The sequence below is a fragment of the Marinobacter sp. DUT-3 genome (genome assembly GCF_050379435.1).
In the GTDB taxonomy this organism is placed as follows: Bacteria; Pseudomonadota; Gammaproteobacteria; order Pseudomonadales; family Oleiphilaceae; genus Marinobacter.
The window spans coordinates 903550-927335 of the sequence record NZ_JBNRMG010000001.1 but is presented as its reverse complement, the minus strand read 5'-3'; the positions used below and the strand labels follow the sequence as shown (position 1 = coordinate 927335).

General features: G+C 56.8%; 21 protein-coding genes. 9 read left to right on the top strand and 12 right to left on the bottom strand.

What is annotated here, in order from left to right:
• Genes gspM through gorA form a run of 3 tightly spaced genes read left to right on the top strand, consistent with a single transcriptional unit; the run spans position 1 to position 2643 of the window.
• The gene (gene gspM, locus ACQUWM_RS04145) at positions 1–528 is read left to right on the top strand and encodes a type II secretion system protein GspM (protein ID WP_428921273.1); all 528 of its coding nucleotides are present in this window, start codon (positions 1–3) and stop codon (positions 526–528) included.
• Positions 529–583: 55 nt separating this feature from the next.
• Positions 584–1249, top strand: a complete 666-nt coding sequence (locus tag ACQUWM_RS04140) for a GNAT family N-acetyltransferase (protein ID WP_407000657.1) — start codon at positions 584–586, stop codon at positions 1247–1249.
• 32 nt (positions 1250–1281) lie between these two features.
• Positions 1282–2643, top strand: coding sequence for a glutathione-disulfide reductase (gorA, locus tag ACQUWM_RS04135; RefSeq protein ID WP_407000656.1), 1362 nt, complete (start codon positions 1282–1284; stop codon positions 2641–2643).
• A gap of 34 nt (positions 2644–2677) precedes the next feature.
• On the opposite strand, the gene ACQUWM_RS04130 is transcribed toward gorA, so the two are convergent.
• From ACQUWM_RS04130 to ACQUWM_RS04120, 3 genes are read right to left on the bottom strand one after another with little or no spacing between them, the layout of a single operon-like run.
• Positions 2678–4621, bottom strand: coding sequence for an ATP-binding protein (locus ACQUWM_RS04130; protein WP_428921272.1), 1944 nt, complete (start codon positions 4619–4621; stop codon positions 2678–2680).
• A complete protein-coding gene (locus tag ACQUWM_RS04125; RefSeq protein WP_428921271.1) occupies positions 4614–5609 on the bottom strand; it encodes an ABC transporter substrate-binding protein in 996 nt (331 codons plus the stop codon). Before ACQUWM_RS04125 ends, ACQUWM_RS04130 begins: the two co-directional genes overlap by 8 nt.
• 13 nt (positions 5610–5622) lie before the next feature.
• The gene (locus tag ACQUWM_RS04120; protein WP_428921270.1) at positions 5623–7806 is read right to left on the bottom strand and encodes a TonB-dependent receptor plug domain-containing protein; all 2184 of its coding nucleotides are present in this window, start codon (positions 7804–7806) and stop codon (positions 5623–5625) included.
• Between the two features lie 134 nt (positions 7807–7940).
• Between ACQUWM_RS04120 and ACQUWM_RS04115 the strand changes: the two genes are divergently transcribed.
• The gene (locus ACQUWM_RS04115; RefSeq protein WP_428921269.1) at positions 7941–8597 is read left to right on the top strand and encodes a J domain-containing protein; all 657 of its coding nucleotides are present in this window, start codon (positions 7941–7943) and stop codon (positions 8595–8597) included.
• On the opposite strand, the gene ACQUWM_RS04110 is transcribed toward ACQUWM_RS04115, so the two are convergent.
• The 4 genes from ACQUWM_RS04110 to ACQUWM_RS04095 all read right to left on the bottom strand — a co-directional run bounded on the left by ACQUWM_RS04110 (position 8550) and on the right by ACQUWM_RS04095 (position 12913).
• Complete coding sequence (locus ACQUWM_RS04110; RefSeq protein ID WP_428921268.1) at positions 8550–9572, bottom strand: bile acid:sodium symporter family protein; 1023 nt, start codon at positions 9570–9572, stop codon at positions 8550–8552. The genes ACQUWM_RS04115 and ACQUWM_RS04110 overlap by 48 nt on opposite strands.
• The gene (locus tag ACQUWM_RS04105) at positions 9569–10249 is read right to left on the bottom strand and encodes a FadR/GntR family transcriptional regulator (RefSeq protein WP_428921267.1); all 681 of its coding nucleotides are present in this window, start codon (positions 10247–10249) and stop codon (positions 9569–9571) included. The genes ACQUWM_RS04110 and ACQUWM_RS04105 overlap by 4 nt, the downstream gene beginning before the upstream one ends.
• A gap of 101 nt (positions 10250–10350) precedes the next feature.
• On the bottom strand, positions 10351–11838 hold the full coding sequence (locus ACQUWM_RS04100) for a flavin-containing monooxygenase (RefSeq protein ID WP_428921266.1): 1488 nt from the start codon (positions 11836–11838) through the stop codon (positions 10351–10353).
• Between the two features lie 106 nt (positions 11839–11944).
• Positions 11945–12913: a beta-ketoacyl-ACP synthase III gene (locus ACQUWM_RS04095; RefSeq protein WP_428921265.1), complete on the bottom strand. Its 969-nt coding sequence runs from the start codon at positions 12911–12913 to the stop codon at positions 11945–11947.
• A gap of 181 nt (positions 12914–13094) precedes the next feature.
• On the opposite strand from ACQUWM_RS04095, the gene ACQUWM_RS04090 reads away from it, so the two are divergent.
• The 3 genes from ACQUWM_RS04090 to ACQUWM_RS04080 all read left to right on the top strand — a co-directional run bounded on the left by ACQUWM_RS04090 (position 13095) and on the right by ACQUWM_RS04080 (position 14527).
• Entirely contained in the window at positions 13095–13877 is a 783-nt protein-coding gene (locus ACQUWM_RS04090; protein WP_407000645.1) for a hypothetical protein, read from the top strand.
• 93 nt (positions 13878–13970) lie between these two features.
• Positions 13971–14225, top strand: a complete 255-nt coding sequence (locus ACQUWM_RS04085) for a YdcH family protein (RefSeq protein ID WP_406984407.1) — start codon at positions 13971–13973, stop codon at positions 14223–14225.
• A gap of 95 nt (positions 14226–14320) precedes the next feature.
• The gene (locus ACQUWM_RS04080; RefSeq protein ID WP_407000644.1) at positions 14321–14527 is read left to right on the top strand and encodes a hypothetical protein; all 207 of its coding nucleotides are present in this window, start codon (positions 14321–14323) and stop codon (positions 14525–14527) included.
• A gap of 46 nt (positions 14528–14573) precedes the next feature.
• Here ACQUWM_RS04080 and ACQUWM_RS04075 read toward each other — a convergent pair whose 3' ends face one another.
• The 4 genes from ACQUWM_RS04075 to ACQUWM_RS04060 all read right to left on the bottom strand — a co-directional run bounded on the left by ACQUWM_RS04075 (position 14574) and on the right by ACQUWM_RS04060 (position 20446).
• On the bottom strand, positions 14574–15788 hold the full coding sequence (locus tag ACQUWM_RS04075) for an MFS transporter (RefSeq protein WP_428921264.1): 1215 nt from the start codon (positions 15786–15788) through the stop codon (positions 14574–14576).
• Between the two features lie 186 nt (positions 15789–15974).
• Positions 15975–17558, bottom strand: coding sequence for an aldehyde dehydrogenase family protein (locus ACQUWM_RS04070; protein WP_407000642.1), 1584 nt, complete (start codon positions 17556–17558; stop codon positions 15975–15977).
• Complete coding sequence (locus ACQUWM_RS04065) at positions 17545–19161, bottom strand: GMC oxidoreductase (RefSeq protein WP_428921263.1); 1617 nt, start codon at positions 19159–19161, stop codon at positions 17545–17547. Before ACQUWM_RS04065 ends, ACQUWM_RS04070 begins: the two co-directional genes overlap by 14 nt.
• A 277-nt stretch (positions 19162–19438) precedes the next feature.
• On the bottom strand, positions 19439–20446 hold the full coding sequence (locus tag ACQUWM_RS04060) for an AraC family transcriptional regulator (RefSeq protein WP_428921262.1): 1008 nt from the start codon (positions 20444–20446) through the stop codon (positions 19439–19441).
• A 105-nt stretch (positions 20447–20551) separates the two neighbouring features.
• Between ACQUWM_RS04060 and ACQUWM_RS04055 the strand changes: the two genes are divergently transcribed.
• Together ACQUWM_RS04055 and ACQUWM_RS04050 are read left to right on the top strand one after the other, a co-directional pair.
• The gene (locus ACQUWM_RS04055; RefSeq protein ID WP_428921261.1) at positions 20552–21610 is read left to right on the top strand and encodes a 2Fe-2S iron-sulfur cluster-binding protein; all 1059 of its coding nucleotides are present in this window, start codon (positions 20552–20554) and stop codon (positions 21608–21610) included.
• 32 nt (positions 21611–21642) lie between these two features.
• A complete protein-coding gene (locus ACQUWM_RS04050) occupies positions 21643–22812 on the top strand; it encodes an alkane 1-monooxygenase (protein ID WP_428921260.1) in 1170 nt (389 codons plus the stop codon).
• Positions 22813–22841: 29 nt separating this feature from the next.
• Here the strand turns inward: ACQUWM_RS04050 and ACQUWM_RS04045 are convergent, their stop codons facing one another.
• Positions 22842–23735, bottom strand: a complete 894-nt coding sequence (locus tag ACQUWM_RS04045) for a LysR family transcriptional regulator (protein ID WP_428921259.1) — start codon at positions 23733–23735, stop codon at positions 22842–22844.
• Between the last annotated feature and the right edge of the window lie 51 nt (positions 23736–23786).

Here is a 23786-nt window from a genome sequence, read left to right as displayed (position 1 = left end):
ATGCTGACGAAACTGAAAGACCAGCCAGCGGTTGGCAAGCTGATTGCCCAGTATGACCAGCTCCCCCGCCGTGATCAGCAGGCGTTGGCGGTTCTGGCTGTTGCGGTGTTGCTCGGGGTGCTGTATTTCCTGATTTGGCGACCGGTGACAGGTTTTCATGATCAGGCCGTGAGTTCGCGGGAAAACGCAGGAGAGTTGCTGGCCTGGATGGAGGAAAACCAGGAAGATATCGAACGGCTGGCGGCAAGTGAAGGCGGCGATGGGCCGGCAGCGAACGCTCCGGAGAATGGCCGTGCACTCATGGCACTGGTCACTCGCAGTGCCGGAGAGTCGGGTTTATCACTGCAACGGTTCGAGCCCAGTGGCGACAGCGCCATTCGTGTATGGCTTGAAGACGTTCCGTTTGCCGAAGTGGCTGCCTGGCTGGAGGATCTTAACAACAATCATGGCGTGGTGATCGATCAGGCCGCCATGGACCGGAAAAATGATCCGGGGATCGTATCCGTGCGGCTTACCCTTACGATCTGAAGATGTTGCTGAAGTGCTAACCGTATAAACGGGTGAGTAAACAGGAGTAAACCTGATGAGTGACGGCAAAGACAACAATAACAAACCAGAGCCAGTGATTGTCCGCCTTGATGAGGGCGCACGAAACGAGGCGAGGTCCATTCTCTTCCATTCGTACCTTCGTGAGCCGACGTTCCAGTACCTGTTCGATCACCGTCGGCCGGGGTATGAACAAAGGGTGAGGGCGACCATTCGGGAACTGATCGACCTCTATTTCGATCTCGATCAGGAGGCCGTCGGTGTTATGGTCGATGATACCCTGGTCGCCGTGGCCTTCATCGGCGAACCGGAGTTGCGTCTTAACCTGGCCGAACAGATCAGCTGGCGCATACGCATGGTACTGACCGCAGGCTTCGCCTGTACCCGTCGTTACCTGGATTACCACGAGAAAATCAAGGCGATGCTGCCCCAGCCTCTGGCGCACCAGCTGCCATTGATGGGCGTTAACCCCCAGTACCAGAATCGCGGTTATGGCCGGCTTCTGCTATCCGCCGTTGAGCGCTTGTGTGCGGATAATCCACGGGGCAGCGGTCTGGTACTGGATACCGGCAATAGCCGCTATCTGCCATTTTACGAGTCCGAAGGTTTTCACAGTCTCGGAAAAATCCGACTGGGGGATTTTGAGGACCATGTGCTGTTCCGGGAAGTGAGCCCTGAGGAAAAACAGGCGGTTCCCGGATGATGTTTTTGACCTAATGATGTTCAGGAGACGCTGTGTCTGACAACCAGGATTTCGATCTGATAGTAATTGGCGCCGGTTCCGGCGGCGTACGGCTCGCGAGAATGTCTGCCCAGAGAGGCGCCCGGGTCGCGATTGTCGAGTCCCGATACCTGGGCGGTACCTGCGTTAACGTCGGGTGCGTGCCCAAGAAGCTGTTCGTTTATGGTGCCCATGTCAGCGAAGACCTTGAGGACGCAGCCGGGTATGGCTGGAAGGTACCCCTTGATCAGGTCAGCTTCGACTGGCCAACACTGGTGGCCAACAAGAACGCCGAGATTGAGCGGTTGAACGGTATTTATGGTCGCATGCTGGAGAATGCCGGTGTCACCATTATTGAGGGCACGGCATCCCTGGCTGATGCCAACACCGTTGTTGTCGGCAACCAGCGTTACACCACAAAGCACATCACGGTAGCAACCGGGAGTTGGCCGGTGATTCCGGATATTCCCGGCAAAGAGAGCATTCTGACCTCCAATGAAATGTTCTACCTGCCCCAGTTGCCACGGCAAGCCGTGGTGTGGGGCGGCGGTTACATCGCCGTGGAATTTGCCGGTATCCTGGCCGGGCTTGGCGTAGAGACCACGCTGCTGTACCGGGGAGAACTGTTCCTGCGGGGATTTGACCACGATGTGCGCGAGTTTGTTGCCAACGAAATGCGCAGGAAAGGTGTAGACCTGCGGTTCGGGGTGACCATCGAAGCCGTGGAAAGCGACGGCACCCATTATGACGTTACCCTGAATGACGGAACCCACATGACCACCGGCCTGGTGATGGCGGCAACCGGTCGTCGCGCGCTGGTTGAGGGGCTGGGCCTGGAGGCGCTGGGCGTCCGGCTGAGCGGATCTGGCCATGTTGAGGTGGATGATCACTTCCAGACGGCGGTGCCGTCCATTACCGCACTGGGCGATGTTATAGGTACCCCTCAGCTAACCCCGGTTGCCCTTGCCCAGGGTATGGTGCTGTCACGTCGCCTGTTTGGTGACGGGCAGGGCGAGATGGATTACAACTGCATTCCGACCGCTGTCTTCTGCCAACCGAATATCGGGACGGTGGGGCTTACGGAAGAGGAAGCGAAGGAGGCAGGGCACACGGTGCGAATTTACCGCTCCGAGTTCCGACCGATGAAACACACCCTCAGCGGTCGCGAGGAGCGCTGCCTGATGAAACTGGTGGTGGACGCCGGGACTGACAAGGTTCTGGGCGCTCACATGGTAGGGCCGGATGCCGGTGAAATCACCCAGGGGCTCGCCGTGGCAATAAAAGCCGGGGCGACCAAAGCCCAGTTCGACAGTACCCTCGGCATTCATCCCACATCCGCGGAAGAATTTGTCACCATGCGTGAACCGGTCGCCTGACCAGACGCGCATTATGCTGATGTCCAGCCGCCGGTTATAGCTTTATCCAGCGGCTGAGTACATTCCTCAGACTTTCCTTTCGAACGGGTTTGGCCAGGTAGTCGTTCATGCCCGCGTTTTGGCAATTCGCTTCCGTTCCGGGCAGGGCATCCGCGGTCAGGGCAATGATAGGCGTGCCGCCCTGACCGTTACTCTGCTCCCATTCCCGGATGCACCGTGTGGTTTCATAGCCGTCCATGATGGGCATCTGGCAATCCATCAGGATTACGTCATAACCGTGGTGATTGGTCTGGATCAGCTCCAGCGCTTCCCTGCCGTTGTTGGCGGCGTCAGTTTCGAAACCAAGGCGGGAAAGCAGGGCCGTGGCAACCCTCTGGTTTACAGGGTTGTCTTCAACTACCAAAGCCCTCGAAGAAGGATCGTGTGCCGGTGGTAGGTCCTGCTCGGGAGATCGGGGTAGCGGAGCCTTGTTCGCCAGCTCAAAGGGCACTTCAAACTGGAATGAGGAGCCTTTGCCCAGATCGGTTTCCACCTGTACATGCCCGCCCATCAGTTCGACCAGCCTCTGTACCAGCGATAACCCCATCCCGGTGCCGCCGTGCCCGCGATTGTCGCCGCTGTCGAGTTGCTCAAAGGAGTTGAAAATATCATTCAGGCGATCGGCGGGAATACCCGATCCGGAATCGCTGACGGCGCAACTGAGCACCACGCAATTGTCTTCCAGAGAGAGCCAGCCCGCCTGAACGGTAATGTAGCCGGCGTTGGTGAACTTGATGGCATTGTCAATCAGCCCGGCCAGGATCTGTCTTATGCGGGGGGCGTCACCAACAACAAATGGCTTGTCTGGCCAGTCGCCATAGTAAGTAAGAGTCAGCGCAAGTCCCTGCTGTTCCGCCAGCAGTTTGTAGCTGGCGACACAGTTGGTGAGCAACTGACGAAGATCGAACTCCCGGTTTTCCAGTTGCAGCATGTCCCGGTCGATTCGTGAATAATCCAAAATGTCGCCAATCACCGTCAGCAGGTCTTCTGTTGACTGCCGGGCGGTCAGCAAATAGTCCTTCTGTCGCGGGGAGAGGGGCTCCTCAGCTACCAGCTCAATCATGCCGAGCACGCCGTTTAGTGGCGTGCGCAGCTCATGGCTCATGGCCGCCAGGAATTCGGATTTCGCCTGATTGGCCGACTCTGCCTTGGTACGGGCGCTTTCCGAGGCAGCCAGGGTGTGGGCCCTGGATTCCTGCAGGGAGTTCAAGTGGCTAGCCAGAGCATTAAGATTCTCTTCCAACTCCTGGATTTCTCTCGTTTTATGATTTTTGCTTACCGGCGCCTGACTGTAATCCAGCTCAATAAGCCGTTTAACACGGCTGGAGAGTCCGCGAATCGGTGCCAGTATGCCAGACAGTGTCTGGTTCACGATCAGCATGGTGAACAACAAAAGCGCTATGCCAACGGCAACGGACGTCCAGAGAATGTCGCTTCGCCGCGCCGCCAGTTGTTCCTTGCTGACGCCCACCTGGACGGTTCCCACCCGCAGGGCGCCATTGCCAAACCCGTAATCGGGCTCAAACCACTCGGTTTGCCGGCTACCTCCCAGATCCAGTGGTTGTTGAAGGATTTCGGCCTCGAATATGTCGAATGTGTCACTGGCGTTAATGGTGTCATCGTCGGTACTGGTTACAAAGCCGACCTCGTCACCCATGACATCGGACACGCGTATCCATTGCACACGGCTACGCTGCAGAGACTGTGTCAGGATCTGTTGCAAGGCCACGGTATTGCCGGAAACCACCGCGTACTCAACCGCGGGCGCCAGGCTGTCAGCGAGCATCTGACTGCTGTCCGCCAGATCCCGGCGCGCGTCATCAAGACGGGCAGAGGTAAAGAACGCCATGAGCACGACGAACATGACAATGGCGGGGGCTGCCCCAAGGAGCATCAGCTTTCTGACCAGGGGAGCTGGTTTGCCCGTTGATTTACTCATCGTCGCCCTCCGTCAATGAGGCGAGTCTGGCCTTGATGGCCATGACAAGTTCCTGCCCGGGAGGAAGGGGGATGTTCAGCGAGCGTGCGACCTGCTGGTTAACTTCCAGTCTGAACGATTCCGGGTGTACCGCTGGCGGAAAGTGGCCTGTTTCCTGGTAATCACTGACAATTTTCGCAGCCAGTTCAGCCACCCGTGTCAGCGGAGCATAGGTGGAGGCCAGGGCGCCGGCCTTAACGTAAGCCTGGCTGGGGCCGATGACAATGCGATTACGCCGGTAGGTTGTCAGTAAAATATGCTTGATGGTTCGCGGGTTGTAGATGGTGTTATCCGTTGCGGCGAGAAGAAAATCGCCGTAATCCAGTGCACGGATGAGGGTGGGGATCAGGTTGTCTGTATTGTTGACGACGAAGATCTGTCCTTCCATACCAAAGTCCGGTAGCTGGCTGACAACCTGCTCATACAGCGCCGCACTGTCAGGAGTGGCCAGCATTGATACCCGGGTGGCATGGGGCAGGATGACTTTGCCTGTGACCGCCTGGCGAATCAACGGGGGCGCATACAGAATCGCACCCAGGTGGGCTTCGGCGTCTACAGAGTATCCCTGTACGAAGTGTTGATCCACGAGCAGCGCCAGAATGGGAACATTGCGGCTTTCCTGATGGACGAAACTGAACGCCTCGGGGCCGAGGGTAATAACGATGCTGTTGTCGTCCTGGGAGGTTTGGCCGGGCTTGAAGGGCCTGAGGCTGAAGCGGTCGCCCAGCGCGTCGCTCAGCAGGCCGGTCAAGTGTTTTGTGAGCGCGGCGTTGGTATCCGCACCGGCAACGTAAATAGCGGTAGCCGGTCCAGGCTCGCTCACTGCGGGGCGCCATGCCAGCAGCACAAGAAACACAAGGCAAATAGTCACCCTGACAGGCATCCTGCCTGAGTAGCGGGCGTTGATTGACTGGTTGTCGAGTTTCATACCTTCCCGGGTTAAGTGCATTCCATTGTCTTTATCAGAATCGGATACCAGCTTCGACAAAAAACTGGTTGTGGTTCTGAATAATGTTATCCGGACTCAGGTCCGTTTCCCTGTTCAGATAGTGTTGCACGGTAACGGCCAGTTCGTAACTGTAGTTAGAGGCGAATATTCTGCGCGCAAGCCTGAAATCCGCACGTTCGAATTGAGATCTCCGGAATTCGTCCGCCCAGTAGAATGTGGCAGACGACGTAAGATCGAAAGGTAACTGCTGTATCCAGGCAAGGCTCCCTGAGTGGCGAACGGACAGTCGACCGAGAAGCTCAACGACATACTCCTGATCTCTGGAGTCAAGTGCGTCGGGGGCGCCGGTATAACGGCCATCCTGATCAAGGTAAGCATAAGTGGCTCGAAGTTTGGTGCCGGCGTAGTCAAGCGACGATTCGACCTCGAAGCCTTCCTGGTCCAGATCGACATTGTTGGCGATGAACCACTCCTCCTCATTGATGATGCCGCTGATCATGTCTGTCAGGTGATCATTGAAATAGCGAACCTCCAGGGACAACAAGGCCTGGTTTACAAAGAACTGACCAAAATAGCTTATTTCCCGGGAAATTATGCGCTCTTCTTCAAGTTCTTCGCCAAAAGTTGAGGTTTGCGGATTAACCAGATCTTCGACCTCGAATCGTGTGCCTTCCAGAAAATCGTAGGGTGGGCGTATGTTTCTCGGTTGGTATCCCCAGTCAGGATGTTGCTCAAAGGCATCCGGGGTGCGAACGGCTTCCGAATACACGAACCTCAGTGCCTGGTTATTGGTAATAAGGAAATTGGCTGCGACCCGTGGCGATAAATAGTCGTCATCGGTAGTTGTAGTGCTCTCCCAGTTGCCGCCAGCATTGAAGGTGACCCACTTGGCTGGCGTGTATTCCAGGTTGGCAAATACCCGGGACTGATAATTGTTCCCCCGGCCATTGAAGAAAGTCTCGGAGCGATAGGTGTCTTTACGATACCCCAGCCCTGATACCAACTTGAAATCGGGGTTGAGATACAGTGTGTCCTGAATCTCGAACTCAAGCCGCGACTCTTCAATATCTTCATTCAGGTCAGCAACGAAGGGGGCCGGGCTGTCTCCCGGCATGCAGTCGCCGGGTTCGAAATCGAATTCGGGCTCATTTCCGGCAAGGATACCGTCGATCACCGGGCCGGAAATACACACCGGCCAGCGTTGACGACGCTGATAATTCTGGTAACTGGCCTGAAAATGGAAGAAGTGGTTTTCCGAGGTATGTACGTTCAGGCGTGTCTGCAGGTAGTAGTCATCAACGATGATATCAGGGTGATCCGTGGCTCCCAGCTTGCCATTCTTTCGCAGGTCTTCTTCGTTGATACCGTCAACAACCCCGCCGCGCAGTTCCAGGTTGGTACTGTCCGAGGTACGGACGATGCCGTCGTAGCTGAAGGTGTTGATGTCGTACCCGTCATTGAACGGATAGAACTGGTCATCGTCTTCCTGTTTGTCGAAACCGTCGGATCTGCGTTTTTCGTAGGCCAGTCGCCAGCTGTAGGGGTCGCTGGCGCCGCCAACGGAGCCGAAAGTCCTGAGGTGGCCGCGGGAGCCGGAAGCGGCCCCGAGCTGGACTCCCGCCGTGTCGTCAGGCGAGCGGGTAATGATGTTGATGGTGCCCAGAAAAGCGTTAATGCCATCAGCCGCTGAGTTGGGCCCGCGGCTGACTTCAATCCGTTCTATGAGTTCCAGAGGCACGGGCATGGTATGCCAGTCGGTATCAGAGAGGCTGGCGCGGTACGACGTCCGGCCATCCACCAGAACCTGAAGCCGGCGCTGTTCGTAGTGCACCGTACCGTGGTAGCTGGTCACCGGATTGTTGCTACCCACTTCGGCAACCGTCATGCCGGGTACCAGCCGGAATACCTCAACGAGGTTCATGACCCCGAGATCCCTGATGAGATCCCCTTCGATAATTGTGGTTGTGCCGGGAACGCGGGATTTTGGCTGACGCAGCCGGGTCGTCGTCAGAACCTCCGGGAGAGGAGGTTCAATGGATGACAGTCCGGAGAAATCCGTCGCAGGCTCCCTGTCGTCCGCGTGGATCGGGGTGGAAAGTAGCAGCAAGCTTGCCAAAACCATGGTCAGGCAGTGTAGCGGAGCGACGGATTTGTGCAGGCCGGATGACGTTTTGGCAACAGAGTTCGTAACAGGCATGGCAGTCGTTTTATAATCGGGTGATTAAGGGATGGACGGTGTATTGCTTGAATGCCTTTTGTGTATCGTAGGTGACAGCACTGCATTTGTCTCTCAAAATTGTAATGAATCTCTGATATGAGCGTTACGCGTCTATGACATGTTGGGAAATCCTCGGTATTGAGCCGACCCGCGATCCTCGGCAAATTGAAGCCGCCTTTGAAAAGCAGAGCAAATTTGCCACTGGCGAAGAAGCCGAGCGCCTGAAGCAGGCGTATCAGGAAGCGATGGGCCGGGAGCCCGCGCCACAAGTTGAGCGGTCACAGTCTGAAGAATCCGCTCCAGCAGCTGAGCCGGTTGCCGCCGTTCCCGATGAGCAGCCGTTGAACGCCAATGAGCAGCAAGTGGTTCGCGAAGTGGTGATTCAGGTGAACGCGCTGTTGAACGACTCGGGGCGCAGCAAGGACCCACAGATCTGGAAGGCGATCCTTGGCGAGCCTCCTGCGGATTATCCCCGGGTAAGGCGCGAGATAGGCCGATCCCTGGAACAGAACGTGCGGCCAATGGCTGAAAATGGCACTTTTCCGGCTCCCGTTGCCAGGTTCCTGGGCGAGTGGTTCGACTGGAACAGTCTGACCGAGGTGGTCAGGGAAAATCGGGAAGACGAGGAGGCCGCCCGGGATGCGCAGGAGCAGGAAGCGGAGGAAGATTTGCCGCCCCAAATGGTCAATTTCTGGCCGGCGGTGATTGGCTGGATTGTCGGTTTAGCCGTTCTGGCGACGCTCTTCGGTGGCATGGGAGGCGGCGGCTGAAGCTGCCTCGATTTTTTCCCGGTACTTCTGGGCCAGAATGGCCCCGATAATTACCTGAATCTGGTTGTAGCACATAATCGGCAGCACGATCATGCCGAATCCGGGGTGACCCGAGAAAAGCACCTTGGCCATGGGTAGCCCGGAGGCCAGGCTCTTCTTCGAGCCGCAGAATACCACCGCCGCTTCATCTTCCAGGCTGAATCCGAAGCGTCTTACCAGCAAACGCGCCATCACCATAAAGAACCCGAGCAGGGCAAAGCACAACACGATGGTCAGTATGATCGCCGATACCGGCAGGTTCTGCCACAGACCGCTTTCCACTGAGTGGGAGAATGCGGAGTATACGATTATCCAGATAACGCACTGATCGTACCGCGACATCAGGCCTTCGTTGCGGGCCAGGAATCCCCCCAGCAGCGGCCGCAGGGCGTGGCCGGCTGCAAACGGCAATAACAGCTGAAACACAATGTCTTTCAGGGCTTCGGCCACCGAGAAGTTTCCGCCTCCGGACGTGCTGACCAGCAGTAACAGCAAGAAGGGCGTCAGCATCATCCCGAACACATTGGATGCTGCCGCGCTGCAAATGGCCGCCGGCAGGTTCCCCCTCGCCATGGCAGTGTATGCAATGGAAGACGACACCGCCGAGGGCAGGACACCCAAATAAAGGAAACCCAGGCCCAGGTCTTCCGGCATCCACTGCGGGGCAAAATCGCTGATGCCGTTGATCGGTAGCACGGCCAGTGGAAAGAACACGAAGGTGAGGGAAGTGATCAGTATGTGTAGCCGCCAGTGAGTCGCCCCTGCGACGATCTGTTCGCGAGACAGGGCGGCCCCGTGAAGGAAGAACAGTAAGGCGACGGCCAGCGTGCCAACGGTTGCGAGCAGGTCCGCAGCGCCGCCTGTAACCGGTAGGAAGGAAGCCAGAACAATGGCGCCCAGCAACAGCAGGGTGAAAGGATCAGCCCTCAACTTCATGACCGACTTTCCCGCAAGGTATCCAGGCTGGGCTTAAGAAGCGCTTTTGCCAGGGTTTCCGCCTTTTCCTCGTCCTGGCGCCGGATGGCTGCCAATAGCAACTCATGATCTTCCTGGGAGGGTTCAGGCAGGTCTGGCTCTGTTTCCGTGCTTTCAATGGTGCGGGAGACAGCGTGGGCGAAGTAGTCGTACAGCTCTGTCAGCGCGGGATTGTGGGACGCGGCTACCAGGGCATGGTGAAACGCCTCGTCGTGACGGATGCGAGCCGTCAGGTTCTCCCCGGCCTTTGCCCGGGCATCCAGTGCTTTGGTCATTGCCACCAGATCGGATTCCGTGCGCCGACGGGCCGCAAGCCGGGATGCTTCCGTTTCCAGCATGATTCTCACTTCCAACTGATCCCCCAGCTGGGCCCGGGCGATACGGCGCAGGGTTTCTCCGGCGTCCTTGGTGGACCGCACGTAGGTACCGTCCCCCTGGCGAGTTTCAAGCATGCCCACGTGTACCAGCACGCGCACCGCTTCCCGAACTGTGTTGCGGCTTACTCCGAGCGCTTCAGACAGGCTCGCTTCCACGGGAAGGCGGGTTCCGATTGGCCACTGTCCCTGCTCAATGGCGGCCCGGAGGCTTTCGATGGCTGTTTCGACCAGGGAGCCTTTTTTGATGGGTACAAGAGGCATGTCTATGATCCGTTGAAGTGATGAACCAATCATCCTATGAATATGCAGAAACGTCAACTCCCGCCGGCCAGGGCGGGAGTCTGTTGGGTGTGGTGGCTTACTTAATGGGCTTCGGCGGGATACAGAAACTGATAATCCGTGGTGTCCACCCGGCGTGTCGCCAGCCGGTAGTTGAAGGTGAAGCCAGGCCAGTTAATGGTATTGCGGCCGTTTTCATCCAGATACCAGGAGGTGCAGCCGGAATTCCAGACGCTGTCTTCCAGCCCGGTCTGGACGGAGTCTGAAAATGCCTTCTGGCGCTCGGGCAATACATCCATGGCCGACCCCGGGTACTTCTCCAGAGTGCTGAGGCAGCTCATGACGTAGCGCACCTGGGACTCCAGCATATACACAATGGAGTTATGGGCCAGGTTCGTATTGGGGCCGTAGAGCACAAAGAGGTTCGGGAATCCGGTGACGGAAATACCTTTGTAGGCTTCGACACCGTTTGCCCAGGCTTCATTAAGGGTGGTGTTGTCACGACCGGTGATGGTCATCGGCGCCAGGAATTCCGATGCTGCGAAGCCGGTGCCCAGGATAATCGCATCGACGTCATGATGTTTGCCGTCAGACGTCACCACGCCCGACTCGTCAATGTGGTCTATCGACGTGGTCACCAGATCCAGATGGGGCTGGTTAATGGCCGGATACCAGTCATTGGAGATCAGAATCCGCTTACAGCCGATCTTGTAATCGGGAATGATGTGCTTGAGCTTGTCCGGGGCGGTAACGTGTTTTCTGGCTTCCTTTCTGGCCTGGCGGGCAAACAGTTCCAGCAGACCGCTGAAGCGGGTGAAGGCCAGCGCGCGGCTCTCGTTTTTCCAGTAGATCATGTAGCGATAGAGGCGATCCCATGCGGGGACGGATTTGAACAAAGCCTGCTCCCAGGCTTTGAACGGCCGGTCGGCCTTGGGCAATACCCACGCAGCGGAACGCTGGAACAGGCTGAGTGATTTCACCTGCTTGATGATTTCCGGCACAAACTGGATGGCGCTTGCCCCGGTGCCAATGACGGCAACCCGTTTGTCGGTCAGATCATAGTCATGATCCCAGCGTGCGGAGTGGAAAAGCGTTCCCTTGAAGCGGTCCATTCCCTCGATATTCGGATAGGCAGGCTGGTTCAGCTGTCCTGTGGCCGACACGACCACGTCAGCGATGCGCTGCTGGCCATCCTGGGTGGTTACGGTCCAGGTGTTACTGGCTTCATCAAAGTCGGCGCGCGTGACTTCCTGGTGAAACTGGATATGGCTGGTAAGCCCGTACTTGTCCACGCAGCTTTCCATGTAGCCCAGCAGTTCCTTCTGGAGCCCGAACTTGCGGGACCAGTCGTGCTTTGGCTCAAAGGAATAGGAATAGAAGTGTGACTGCACGTCACAGGCGGCGCCCGGGTAGGTGTTATCACGCCAGGTTCCGCCGACGTTGCCGGCTTTCTCCAGCATGGTGAAGCTTTCAAACCCTGCCTGTTTTAACTGGATGGCCATGCACAGACCACCGAAGCCGGTTCCGATGATTATTACGGAGGGCTTCTTTGCACTTGCCTTGTTCGTCATCGCCTGAATCCTGTTTGTTATTGGCACTACACTTTTAATAACGAGTATATAGCGCCAACAGGGCTTCAGGGATGGCTAATGTGTGCAAACCGGGTGGTCAGAACGATCAATAACGGAGCAGGGCCGATCCCCAGGTGAAACCACCACCGAAGGCTTCCAGTAAGACGACTTCGTTCTTTTTGATGCGACCATCACGAACGGCCACGTCCAGGGCGAGGGGGATAGAGGCAGCGGACGTGTTACCGTGCTTGTTCACGGTCACCACGACCTGGTCCATGGACATATTCAGCTTCCTGGCCGTGGCGGCGATGATGCGCAGGTTTGCCTGATGGGGCACAAGCCAGTCAATATCCGACTTCTGCATCTGGTTCGCTTCCAGGGTCTCATCGACAATCTTGCCAAGAGTATTAACCGCGATCTTGAAGACTTCATTGCCTTTCATATGCACATGGCCTTTACCGGCCCGGACCTGGTCAAAGCCGTCGCCAATGCCGTAGGGTACATGCAGCAGTTCTTCATACTGGCCGTCGGCGTGGATGTGGGTGGACAGAATGCCGGTTTCCTCACTGGCCTCCAGGACCACCGCGCCAGCGCCATCACCGAAGAGCACGCAGGTGCCTCGGTCTTCCCAGTCCAGAATTCGGGAGAACAGCTCCGCTCCCACCACCAGGGCCTTTTTGCTGCTACCGGTCTTGATGAACTTGTCGGCCACGGAAAGGGCGTAGACAAACCCGCTGCACACCGCCTGGATGTCGAAGGCAGGGCAGCCATGAATATCAAGGCGGGCCTGGAGGATGCACGCGGAGCTGGGGAAAATCTTGTCGGGTGTTGAGGTGGCAAAAACGATCAGGTCGATGTCATCAGGCTGCAGTCCGGCAGCTTCGATCGCGAGTCGTGACGCTTTTTCAGCGAGATCAACGGTGGTTTCGCCCTCTACCGCAATATGTCGCTGTTCAATGCCGGTACGCTCACGAATCCATTGGTCGCTGGTGTCGACAATTTTTTCCATATCTTTGTTTGTCATGACATTCTCGGGCAGATACGAGCCCGTGCCGACAATTCGCGCGTACGTCATGTGTAATCTTCCTCGGGATAGACAGATCAATGCTCAGGTTCTTTTAATCATCCTATACCCTATTGATGGGCCCCAGCTATTAGCGGTTTGTCAAAGGCGAAGGCTGCCATACACAAAGCTGGTACTCGGCCCATAATAAGCTATACCTTAAAGGAGGAATCCCTGATGAGAAGGAGTGTTGATGACAGACCTTCCACTCGGCATGAAGTATTATCTGCTAATCCTTACCTCCAGCCTGATTGAAGACCTCAATGATTACGGCGTCAGATGGGTAGCGAATGAATCCGGAGTTGCCATTCGTGATGTTGAGAAGGCGTTCTTCAGCGCCCGTGCAATCGGGAACCGCCTGCCTGACGAGCCGGAACAAGCGGATCCCCGTCTATGGCCGGATGTCATGAAATCCATTCATACCATTCGCCGGGTACTGGATATGGTCGAGAAAACCACATTTGATGCGGTTATCGCCGAAGCCATGGAGAGTACGTCAGAGGTGGCCCGGGCAGATATCAGGCACGTTTTTGAGCAGAAGCGGGCGGCAGGGGAGATCGACTTCCGACTCCACGGCATTCTCAACACCCAACCGGAAGCCGATGAGCCCGACCCCGCCGTTCAGGAATCCTTCATGCTGAAGAGGGCGCGACGCTATCAGAGCTTCATGATGTTTGACGGCGCAAGCCTGAACCAGGAGGAGAAAGTGATACTGGAGGATGCCAGGATACTGGCGCGCCATATTATGGATGGCGACAGGAATAACCGGAGGATTGATGCCCTGTTGGTGATGGGGGCCGTACTGATTGAGACCGCCAGTGTGCGGCTGAAGCCCAGTATTCCCGTGTTGATACGGGAGAGCTTCGACCGCATGGCCACCAAGGCGGCGATGGCTCTGGGGGCAATTGTATACCGGGACGAATACCAGAGCTTCAAGGCCTCACTGGGGCTGGGGCGTCTGGCATCGGATCTGTAGGACGACGGATTTGAACCTCCTGAGGTTGTTCACAAATCCGGAGTAAGAATGGCATCCTGAATAAACACGCTGCGAGATAAAGGAGACGAGGTAATGGGCATTTCCAGCCATGAGCTTCACGACGAATTTCCCCAGTACGGAGAACTGATCGACGAACTGAACAGGAACGACCCCAGATTCCAGGAAGAATTCAAAAGGTATGCGGAGCTGGACCAGGAAATCGAGGGGTTGGAACGTAGGGATGCCCCCATCGGCGATGACAAGCTGCACCGGATGAAGCAGCAGCGCCTTCAACTGAAGGACGACCTCTATCAGACGCTCGTGAAGAAATCCAACGGACAGGGATAGGTATAATCAGCTAGTCCCTCCAGCCTGGAAGCCACGCGCCGTAGTGGTTTCCAAGTATAGGGTCGGTAAGGCTTTTTTTATAACATAGGTAACTAATGAAAGCCGGTTACGGCTTGCCCTTTGTCGTTACCTATGAATGGATGATTGATATGAAAAAAGCTGCCTCATTGTATAAAGGGTGGAGAATGAAGCGTGATTTCCTCCACCTCGTTCATACCACTGACCCCCGCCTGCTGTTGGACGTTGGAATCTCACCAGATGTTGTTGAACAACGTCGGAAAACGCCATTCTGGAAGTACTGAACGACCGGTGCCCGGCGACGCACGCAGCACCGGGTCTGTTCTGAATCTACATCGCCGATTGCCGCTCCAGGGAATCCGGCTCCGCTTCACCTGATTGTTGGCGCCACGCCATCAGGAAAATGGCCAGCCCCGCTACCGCCGTTGCGGCGCCCACGTAACCAGTGGATTGCCAGCCCAGGCCGGCGCTTATGGCCAGTCCACCCAGCCAAGGTCCCAGTGCGTTAGCGACATTGAACGCCGCATGATGGGAAGCAGCAGCCAGGGTCTGGGCACCACCGGCCACATCCATCAGGTGAGTTTGCAGGGCCGGTCCCAGGGCCACCATCAAAGCGACCAGGAAGCAGACAATCAGCAGGGTCCAGATGGATTCCGTCGCGTAGGGGTACAGCAACAGCATGCCGGTACTCCACAGCAGCATCCAGCCAACGGCTTGAAACCGCAGACGGTCAAATAACCAGCCACCAAGGATGTTACCCACGAACCCGCCGAGGCCGAATACTGCCAGTGCAACCGGTATCCAGAACGCATCCACGTCCGTTACGTGCAACAGTGTCGGTGCCAGGTAACTGAACACGCAGAACATGCCTGCAAAGCCGATGGATCCGATGGCCAGCGGATACCAGATTTTCGCCCGATTGAAGGCCTTGATCTCGGACAGCGGGCTTTGTTTTTCTTCCTGGCGGTCCAGGGGCAGGAAAACGATAATCATCAACGCAGTCAGTGTGGCTATCGCTCCAACGAAGCCGAAGGCGTAGCGCCAGTCCAGGTGTTGGCCGAGCGCCGTGGCGAGCGGGTTTCCCAGCAGCAAGGCCAGTGTCAGCCCCATCATCACCTGACTAACAGCTTTGGCACGCTGGTTGGCCGGAACCAGAGAGGCAGCCACCAATGCCGCAACTCCGAAATAGGCGCCGTGTGGCAATCCCGCGATGAACCGGAAAATCAGCAATGAGCCATAATCGCTCGCCAGGGCGCTTGCCAGGTTGCCCAGGGCATAGAAGCCCATGAGCGCGATCAGCAGGTGTCGACGATAGAACCGTGCGCCAATGATGGCCAGCACAGGGGCGCCAACCACAACACCGAGGGCATAAGCACTGATAAGATGCCCGACCTGTGGTTCCGTAACCCCAAGATCCTGCGCCACACTGGGCATCAGCCCCATAATGGCGAACTCTCCGGTACCGATCCCGAACCCGCCCATCGCAAGGGAAAACACGATCAACATGATTTTTGCGGGGGAATACCCGGGTTCTGAAGAATGCATGGACAACAGGCCTTTGTTTCCGTATTGGGTGGAAAATAAGGATGCTATTGTCGGCGATGGTGAGCGAGCTAAGTATAAGAGATTGTTCCGATACCATAGGAACAATCGTGTTTTGATGGGACTCATCTTCCAGGGGACGGATCAGGGCAAGGTCGTGATCCGTCCCGTTACTCACGGGGTGAGCCGTCAGAAGTACATTTTACGGATCATCGCTGGCATTACGCGCAAACTTGCCCGTACAAAGTCGACTGGCGAACGGGGCGCCACCAGGTGCAATGCGCTGTGAATAGCGTTGTGACTGGCCTCATCCTGCGGGTACCACCACAGGTTGCGTTTGGCTTTCAGCCAGTCCCAGTTCACCACTTTGGGGCGGGTCATCTCCAGTAGCCCCTCCGGGCCGTGGGTACGACCAATGCCGGACTCCCGGGGGCCGCCCCAGGGCAGGTCGGACATGCCGTGCGTGTAGAGATGATCGTTAATGGCGACCACGCCACCGTTAATACGATCCGCCAGTTTCTTTCCCCGGCTGGTGTTGCGTGTCCAGATGGAAGCGGTCAGGGCCATGGTGCAGTCATTGGCCAGGGTCACCGCTTCATCCTCGGTCTTGAATGACATAACAGGTATCACCGGGCCAAAGGTTTCTTCACGCATCAGGGCCATGTCGTGATGCACATCCGTCACCAGGGTGGCGGGATGGAATTCGCCTTGCTGATCGCTGACAGCCCGGGACTGGGCCACGATCTTCGCTCCGTCCTTGACTGCTTCGGCGAGCTGTCCTTCGACGAACTGGCGTTGTTTGGCGGTGGTCATAGAACCAATGTCCACGGAGTACTGGTCATCTGGAACACCGTGGCGTAACGCCTGTGTTTTCTCTGCCATCAGCTCCACAAACCGGTGATACACCGACTCATGAACATAGACCCGCTCAACTCCACCACAGGATTGTCCGGCGTTTTGATAGCCAGCCCAGGCGGCGCCATTGGCAGCCCGCTCCAGGTCTGCATCGTCCAGGACAATCATCGGGTCCTTTCCGCCGAGTTCCAGCGAGACCGGGGTCAGCGTGGCGGCGGCCTGGGCCATGATCTGTTTGCCTGTGGGCACGGAGCCTGTGAAAAACAGCTTGTCGATGCCATTATCAAACATCGCGCTGGACACCTGCCCGCCGGAACCGACGATATGGTGGAACAGGCCATCCGGCAGCTCAGCGGCGGCCACGATATCCTCGATGGCCTTACCAACCAGCGGTGTGGCGGCGGCTACTTTCAGGACGATGGCGTTCCCGGCCATCAGGCCCATGACCACTTCGCCGAAAGGAATGGACAACGGGTAGTTCCAGGGGCTGACGATGCCCACCACACCCAGCGGTTCGTGACGGATTTCCGAGCGCTTGCCAATCCATAGCAGGCTGGAGGGGCCGCGGTATTCGGGCTTCAGAACACCGGCCGCGTTCTTGCCATACCAGTCACAGGCCATCAGGCAGGGCAATACCTCGGTCGCCAGGGCGTCCATACGGGTCTTGCCGTTGCTTTCACTGACGATGCGGGCCAGTTCGTCGGCATTGTCACGGATATAGTCCCGCATTTTCTTCATATGCTGGCGACGTTCGGCAAAGGAACGCTCTGCCCATACGGCCTGGGCCGCCCTGGCCTGATCGAAGATCGCGGGAATCCGACCGGGCAGCGTGTGGGGGAGGGTGCCCAGCGTCTCGCCGTTTGCGGGGTTGGTGGCCGTGATTTCACGGTTGGGGATGTCTTGTTTAACCGTTTCCATTTCTGGAATCCTCCTTTGGGGGGATAAAGCTCATGGCACGTTCAGCCAGTGCAGTGATTGTCAGGCTCGGATTAACGCCCAGGTTGGCGCCTAGCATCGAACCGTCAACGACATAGAGATTCTGGTAGTTGAACACACGGTTTTGCGCGTCAATGACGCCGTGCTCAGGGCTGTCGGCCATGGCACAACCACCCATGCAGTGTGCAGTGAATGGCACGTTAAAGAAAATTTCCGTAGCCGTAGTGAACGGGATGCCATTGAAATGCGCGGCCATCTTCTTCGTAAACTCGTTGGCTTGCGGGATGTTGGTCGGAATCCGGTCGCCTTCGCTGCACAGCAGCTTGCTGAAAGGCCAGTACCAGCGGCGCTTCAGGCGCATCGACAGAGAGGCATCCACGGTCTGCATGACCAGGAAGATCATTGACTGTCGCGCCCAGCCAAAGGGGTTGGCGGCCCGGAAAAAGGTCACCGGATGGCGCAGCAGCGCCCATAGCCAGTGCAGGATACGCATAGGCCCTTCGCCACCGACCATCAGCGCGGTCAGGGTGCTGTTCAGGTCGTGCCCGTTACCGTAACGGGTGGCTTCAATGTGGGTGTGTTTATCGATGTGGATGCCCGAACCAATGGCCACGCCGGGACTCATGTCGACCTCCTTGCCAGGGAAGCGTATACCAAGCACGGATTCCGCGTTGGTCCGGACCCGATTGCCCAGGTCATCGGAAATATTCGGCAGCGAGCCGTTCTGTTTGAGCTTGAACAGCAGCTCCTGGGTGCCCAGGGAGGAGGCCGCGAAAACGACGCGACCGGCACGGAACGTCCGGCGCTGTTTGTTGAATCGGGCGGTTGAGCACTCCGTGGTTACTTCATAGCCGTCACGGCCATCGTCATGGCCATTCAGAGGCTGCACGTCTACGACGCGGGTTTCCTCGAAAACCTTAGCGCCGTTCTTCTCGGCGAAGTACAGGTAATTCTTGTCCAGGGTGTTCTTGGCGTTATAGCGACAACCGGTCATACAACCACCGCAACCGGTACAGGTAGCGCGCTCGGGACCTTCGCCGCCAAAGTAGGGATCAGGATGGGTTTCGCCGCCGGATTCACCCTTGGGAGGGAAGAACGTGGCCACTCGTGTGGGCTTGAACGTATCGCCAACGCCTTCGAGCTCAGCCATCTCTTTCAGCAGATTGTCGGCAGGGCCAAACAATTCGTTCTCGGTAACGCCCAGCATGCGCTCCGCCTCGGAAAAGTGGGCCGGCATCTCCTCGGTCCAGTTTGACAGGCCAGCCCAGGTGCCTTCGCCCCAGATGGAGTCCGGTGGCACCAGCAAGGTATTGGCGTAGGTGATCGAGCCACCACCAACGGCGTTGCCGCAGATCACCATCACATGACGGAAAGGGCGCAGGTTAAAGAAGCCTTTCAGGCCAAGGCGGGGCCGCCAGTAAAAACGGCGGGCGTTCCAGTTGGATTCGGGAAAATCCTCGGCGCGCCAGCGCTTACCCATTTCCATAACGGCCACCGAATAGCCCTTTTCCGCCAGCCGGTGTGCCGAAACGCTCCCCCCGAAACCGGAGCCAATGATCAGGTAGTCAAAATCATAGTTACTCATAGCATTCCTGTTCTTGCCACGTAACCGCCAGGAGTGAATAACCTGGCACGCGCCCCTTGTTGTTCTTTTGTTGACTCATGGTCCTGAAATCCGCAGACCGAGTCGGCCTTTACGTATGGTACCGGCGCGCTGAGGCTGGAGCCGGGTTATTTAATGACACATTGGGGTTATTAAATGACAACCGAGCGATCATCCCCGTATTGGAGGCGTTAGCTGTACATCATCATCCGTAAATCCACTGCACCGGTCATTGGCACCAAAGACGGACGCTATGGCGCTATGAGGAGAGTGGTACCTTATACATAGACGGGGGCACAGACTCCCAGCGCTTGAACGCCTTCCGGAAATTGGCGATATCCGAGTAGCCCAGCGCGTAGGAGATTTCCTGCACGGTCATCTGTCCGGTTTCCAGGTAACGGGTTGCGAGCTGGTGGCGGACATCCTCAAGAATGTCCCTGTACGATGTGCCTTCCTCGATCAGGCGGCGGTGGAGGGTTCTTGGTGTGACATGGAACCGCCTCGCGGTCATTTCCAGCGAGGGGAAGCCATGGGTACTCTGCAACATGATCCGGCGCACGCGCACAGCCCAGGTTTGTTCCGAGGATAGTTTCTCCAGTTCCTGCTGACAGACTTTCAACCCTTCCTGAAAGCTGACGGTATTCGCGAGTTTCAGAGGTTGGTCAATGGTTGCCAGGGGCAGGGAAAAGCCGGCTGAGTCCTGGTTGTAGGCGACCGAACAGCGAAACATCGCTGCCGCCAGCTTTTCATCACCATCAAAGGGAAAGGTGACCTCGCGGATGTCGCAGGTCCCCATGGTCGTGAAGTCCAGAATGTTCCGAATCGCCAGGACAATGGCCTCGGTCACCGGTCGGCGAATGTCCTCCAGCGGCCGGTTCTCGTAGAAGCTCACCCATAACCGGTCGCCCTGTTGGACCGACTCCATTGTCACCAGATCGGTCCTCAGCACGAGATAACGTTCCAGTAACTCCACCACCTGCCGGGTCGAGCCACTGCTCAGCGCTGCGTAGCCAAGAATGCCGTGGGTATTGATCAGCAGCCGTTCCCCGATCAGTAATCCCAGCGCCTTGTCATTGCAGAATCGGCCAGCGTCCAACAGGAGTTGCCGGAACGTTGCCCAGGGCATGGTGATCAGGGATTCTTCCGACTCATCAGGATTAATTCCCAGATGCCGCAGCCAGCCCTCTGTCGGGACACCAAGATCCGCGACGATATTGATGATCTGGAGGATGTAGTGATTGGGCAGGGTGATTTTCGAGTTCGACATTTGATGATTGTCAATTTATCACCCATGGATGTCAATAAATGACCCCGCTAATTTCGATGAGGGACACTAGCATGTAACCCGTGAGAACAAAAACGGGGGCAGATCATGTTTTCTTTATTCAGGAAGAGTGCACCGAAAGAACACTGCGCAGAGATTAACGGGGAAGCCGTCCAGGTATTTCAGAAAGAAACGATCCTGCACGCCGCACTGAGGGAGGACATCGATTTCCCGCACAGTTGTCGTGTCGGGGGCTGCGCGTCCTGCAAATGCCGCCTGGTCAAAGGGACCGTGAAAGAGCTGACGGACATTGGCTATATCCTCAGTGACGACGAACTCGATCAGGGGTATATCCTGGCTTGCCAGAGTATCCCGACGAGCGACGTCACCATTGCGGTGGACCTGACGGCACAAAAGCAGCGCAAGACGGTTCCTGGACGGGTGGTTCTGCAGGAGCGATTAACCCACGATATTACGCACCTCAAGCTACAGCTCGATCAGACACTGAATTACAAAGCCGGCCAGTACGCCGATCTGTCCATGGATTCGTTACCGGGACTGGCCAGGAGCTATTCCTTTGCCACGCCCTCTCAGATGGACGCGACGCTTTCCTTCTTCGTGCGCAAAGTGCCCGGCGGCCTGTTCTCAACGGAAGTGAATGATCAGGACTTGCTGGGCCACACCGTTATGGTGGATGGCCCGGCAGGGGAGTTCTGGTTACGTCCATCAGATGCCCCATTGATTCTGATCGCTGGTGGCAGCGGTCTCGCGCCGATCCTGGCGCTGCTGAAAGATGCTGTGGAAGGGCAGAGCCACCGGCCGGTGACCTTGTTGTTCGGCGCCAAGTCTCAACAGGATCTGTACCGGTTGGATGACATTCGGGATCTCGCGCTCAAATGGTCAGCCGCCTTCAGGTTCATCCCTGTTTTATCCCGGGAAGACGAACGTTCGGATTGGACCGGCGCCCGCGGACGGGTGACCGACGTCATCCCTGCGCTTTCATTGCAAGGATCGGAAGCCTATCTGTGTGGGCCACCAGGCATGATCGATGCCGCCGAAGCCAAGCTTATTGAAGGTGGCGTCAAGCGGACAAGCATTTATGCGGATCGATTTACAACCACGCGGGATGCCCTTCTGAACTCTGCCGATCCGGTTCTGGCTGTCTGATCAAATAATCATAAATTTTAGGGAGTTGAAATATGATGTTATTCCACTATCTGAAGTTCTTTTTCTTTCACGGCATCGGCCTCCTGTCTTTCGTGTCTCTGGTGGCTGGAGGCCATTGGATCAGCCTGGGACTGTTGGCGGTCTTGGTGATCTACATTGCCGGTGACGCCCTTTGTGGTGATGACACCACCACACCGGAATTCAGACACCCCACAATATTGACCGTACAGCTGTGGATGGCGCTGCCGTTGTTGTGTCTGATCGTTTTCGCTTCCGTCTGGAGCTTCAGTGCAACGGATATCGCCGGGTTTGGCGCCCTGATCACGGAACTGACGGACTACGATGCGATCGCGGCCCGCGATGCCACGCCCTTTATTCACCACATCTTCGGTGTCGTACTGACCGGACTGATGATTGGAATCATCGGCACCATTACCGGTCACGAGCTGACCCACAGAACCTGGGACCCGGTATCCATGTTGATTGGACGCTGGTTGCTGGCATTCAGTTTCGACACAGTGTTTTCCATTGAGCACGTCTACGGGCACCACCGCTACGTGTCGACCACCGAAGACCCGGCGACGGCCCCACGCGGACGAAACGTTTATCACCACGTCCTGGCATCCACCCTGAAAGGCAACGTCAGCGCCTGGAATATCGAGCAACGCCGGCTCAGGCGTAAAGGTCACTCGGTATTGTCCTGGCGTAATGCGGTGATCCGGGGACATCTGATGAGCGCAATGCTCGTGGCTGCTGCCTTCGCCATGGGAGGCTTTGGCGCCATGGTGTATTTCATAGCCTGCGCACTCTGGGGGAAGGCCTTGCTCGAGATCGTTAACTACATGGAGCATTACGGCATGGTCCGTCATCCCGAAACGCCGGTGCAACCAAGGCATTCCTGGAATACCAACAAACGCATCAGTTCCTGGACCATGTTTAACCTGACCCGCCATTCTCATCATCACGCCCAGGGCGAGGTGCCTTATCAGAACCTGAAGCCGTTCCCCGACTCACCGATGATGATTAGTGGTTACCTCACCACCATTGTGGTCGCGATGATCCCGCCGCTCTGGCACAAGCTCATGACGCCAAAGGTCCTGGAGTGGGATGAGAAATACGCATCTTCGGAGGAGCGCATCCTTGCAACGCAGGCCAATGCCAGAAGTGGGGTTCCTGCGCTTATGAAGCATGCAAGCCAGTAAGTCCGTAACAAAGTTAGCCCCCTGTGGTTTCAGGCGTTCCCAGGGGCGAAAATTGACCGGGCCTCTTCAAAGCACTTTTCTGCCAGCGCCGACCGTGGCTCGGTTCGGCGCATCAATATGCCCATGGGCGCCGCTGTGTGTGCACCGGAAATTGGCATCATACGCAGGTTATCGTTCAGCGCTTCCATACCGACTTGAAGCGGCATGATGGCACAACAGATACCGGCACTGACCGCCTGTATCAGTTGAAAGGTGGAGTCGCTTTCCAGTTTGGGATGTGGATCGAGCCCGCGGCTTCTGAAGCTTAAAGCGATGGATTGCCGATAGTGCATTCCCCTTGTCAGCATCCCGAGGGGAATGTCATTGAGGGATTCCCACGTCAACTCCGCCTGATCAAACTGGAAATAACGTGCATCGTGCAGCAATCCCATACTGGTAGAGGTCAGTTCGATTGCTTCGAAGTGATCGGTGTTGATGTGGTCGAGATAACACAAACCCAGATCGAGCTGATTACGACTTAATCCATCGATGATCTGCTCCGAACTCATTGATAGCAACTCAAAGTGCAGCTCCGGGTATTGCTGAATCAGCGGTTTCACCAGGTCCATGGGATTAAGGCTGGCCAGGGGAACCATTCCAAGCCTCAGTTTCCCTACCAGTTGCCCGCTGCAGTTCGCCGCTTCCGCCTGCAGTCCGTCATAGGCGGCCAACATGGTTCGGGCCCAGGCCAGCACTCGTTCACCGGCTTCAGTAAACCCTTCGAAACGTTGGCCACGTGCGACAAGAACAAGATTCAATTCATCTTCCAGGGCGCGCAGACGCATTGACAGGGTAGGCTGGGTGACATGACAAAGCTCTGCTGCCTTCCCGAAGTGGCGGGTTTTATCCAGAGCAATAAGAAACTTGAGCTGTTTGATATCCATGGGCACCTGACGATAGTTTGGGGGCCGCCAATTCAGCCAGCGCTTCCCCGT